This is a genomic window from Nocardioides sp. NPDC057767 (genome assembly GCF_042798275.1).
GTDB lineage: Bacteria > Actinomycetota > Actinomycetes > Propionibacteriales > Nocardioidaceae > Nocardioides.
Genome location: NZ_JBHVKJ010000124.1, coordinates 1 through 2,297 on the forward strand (window position 1 = coordinate 1; position 2,297 = coordinate 2,297).

2 protein-coding genes are annotated in these 2,297 nt (G+C 67.9%); one reads left to right on the forward strand and one right to left on the reverse strand.

What is annotated here, in order from left to right; genetic code table 11:
- Positions 1 to 52: 52 nt before the first annotated feature.
- Entirely contained in the window at positions 53 to 646 is a 594-nt protein-coding gene (locus ACFVDI_RS28615) for a GNAT family N-acetyltransferase (RefSeq protein WP_378912266.1), read from the reverse strand.
- A 308-nt stretch (positions 647 to 954) separates the two neighbouring features.
- Here ACFVDI_RS28615 and ACFVDI_RS28620 point away from each other — a divergent pair, with 308 nt between their 5' ends.
- Positions 955 to 2,199, forward strand: a complete 1,245-nt coding sequence (locus ACFVDI_RS28620; protein ID WP_378912267.1) for an ABC transporter substrate-binding protein — start codon at positions 955 to 957, stop codon at positions 2,197 to 2,199.
- Positions 2,200 to 2,297: the final 98 nt, after the last annotated feature.

Consider the following 2,297-nt stretch of genomic DNA (forward strand, 5'->3'; position numbering starts at 1 on the left):
GCCCCGGAGCGCGCTGCTCCGGGGCCCTGGTCGTCTTCTGCTGTCGGGCGGCTCAGGCGACGGTGTGCGAGCGTCGCTGGGAGCGGCGCGTCGCGAGCAGCTCGCCGACGGCGCTGGACTGCTTCGGGTTGCGCTGCAGGCGGGCGTGGTGGGGCAGGGCGCGGCCGAGGACGTTGAGCCGGGAGCGTACGACTGCCGTCGGAGCCACCCGCATGACCGCCTGGGCGCCGAGGCCGAGCCGGGCGAGGAACCGGTTGCCGTCACGGCCGCCGGCGGTGGCCGCGGCGGCAACCGTCCTGATCCCGCGCTCCTCCGCGAAGGCGACGGCCGACTCCATCAGCATCCGGCCCACCCCGCGGCGGCGGAAGCTGGGGACGACGTGGGGCGCGAAGATCTGCACGGTCGGCTCCAGGTTGAGCGGACCGAAGGTCGTGGCGCACAGGTAGACCGCGCCGACGGGCTCGCTGCCGCACTCGGCGACGAGGAGGCGCTGGTCGGGGGAGGCGTCGGCACCGTGGATGATGGTCTCGAGATCGCCAAGCTGTTCCTGGGCGTCGGTCATCCGCAGCGCGTCCTGCCAGATGCCGAGGAGGAAGAGCGCGTCGTCGGCTCGCGCCTCCCGCAGCGTCACCGGCACCCTGGTCATCGAGTCGGTCCTCCATGGGCGCCGTGCGTACAAATCATCACAATTCCTCCACGATCGTGCCTGTTCCTGGCGGGAATCGGGTCCCCCGAGTGATCATGGGTCACCTCGGCCCCGATGATACGGAGCCGATCATGGCGGCAACCCAGGCAATGATGCCATGGGGGAGATGTAACGGATTGGTGAAAAACAGGTCGCTCGGGTGATTCGCCTCCCGACCGTCTCTAATGTGTCTCCGCAAGGTCCGACGTGAGCCGGGCCAGCCCATACGAAAGAGGGACAAAGCAGTGAACTCATCATCCTCTACCTGGATGAAGCTGACCGCGGGCGCCGGCGCCTTGGCGCTCAGCTTCACCCTCGCCGCCTGCGGCGGCGAGACCGCTTCCGAGGAGCCGGAGAAGAAGGCCGCCGCCAAGGACGACGGCACTCTCACCATCGGGCAGCTCCTCCCGCAGACCGGCAGCCTCGCGTTCCTCGGCCCGCCCGAGTTCGCCGGATCCGACCTGGCGATCCAGGACATCAACGCCGCCGGGGGTGTGCTCGGCAAGGACGTCGTGTCCGTCGTGGCCGACTCCGGCGACACGACCTCCGCGATCGCGCCGACCGAGGCCGACAAGCTCATCGACGCCAAGTCCGACGTCATCGTCGGCACGGCCTCCTCGGGTGTGTCGATGACCGTGATCGACAAGATCATGTCGTCCGGCACCGTGATGTTCTCCCCGGCCAACACCTCGACCGAGTTCGACGAGGGCGACTTCGCCAAGCCGGACCTCTACTTCCGCACGGCTCCGTCCGACATCCTGCAGGGCGCCGTCATGGCCAACCTGCTGCTCGAGGACAAGCGCACCAACGTCGCGATCCTGGCCCGCCAGGACGCCTACGGTGAGACGCTCGCCGAGGAGGTCAAGGCCAACCTCGAGGGTGCCGGCTCCAAGGTCGCCACCACGGCGTTCTACTCCGAGGACGCCACCTCGTTCGACGCCCAGATCAACGAGATCGCGGGCGCCGGTGCGGACGCGGTCGTCGTGATCGCGTTCGAGGAGACCAAGAAGCTCATCCCGCAGCTCATCGCCGCGGGTGCCGGCCCGGCCAAGCTGCCGACCTACTTCGTGGACGGCAACCTGTCGGACTACTCCAAGGACTTCACCAAGGGTGAGCTCAAGGGCGTCAAGGGCACGCTGCCCGGCGCCGAGACCACCGGTGACTTCAAGGAGCAGCTGCTGAAGGTCGACCCGAAGCTGGCCGACTACTCCTACGCCGCCGAGTCCTACGACGCGACCATCGTCTCGGCGCTGGCTGCGGTGAAGGCCGACAGCGACGCCGGTGAGGCCATCGCCGAGGAGATCGTCGACATCACCACCGGTGGTGAGAAGTGCGAGACGTACGCCGACTGCGTCAAGCTCATCGAGGACGGCAAGGACATCGACTACGACGGCAAGTCCGGCCCGATCGAGCTCGGCGAGACCGGTAGCCCGACGGCCGCGTCGATCGGTATCTACCAGTACAACGACAAGGCGACCTACGCTCCTGTCAAGTACATCGCTGGGGAAGTCTGAGCCTGTGAGCCTGCGACGAAGTCGCAGGCTCACAACGCGAAGAGATCGAGCGAGCGCAGCGGGTGAGCTTGCGAACCCGCGAAGCGGGTCGAGATCCA

Coding starts and splice junctions, on each gene's coding strand:
- ACFVDI_RS28620 (WP_378912267.1), top strand. CDS start 955: ATGAAGCTGACCGCGGGCGCCGGCGCCTTGGCGCTCAGCTTCACCCTC.
- ACFVDI_RS28615 (WP_378912266.1), bottom strand. CDS start 646: ATGACCAGGGTGCCGGTGACGCTGCGGGAGGCGCGAGCCGACGACGCG.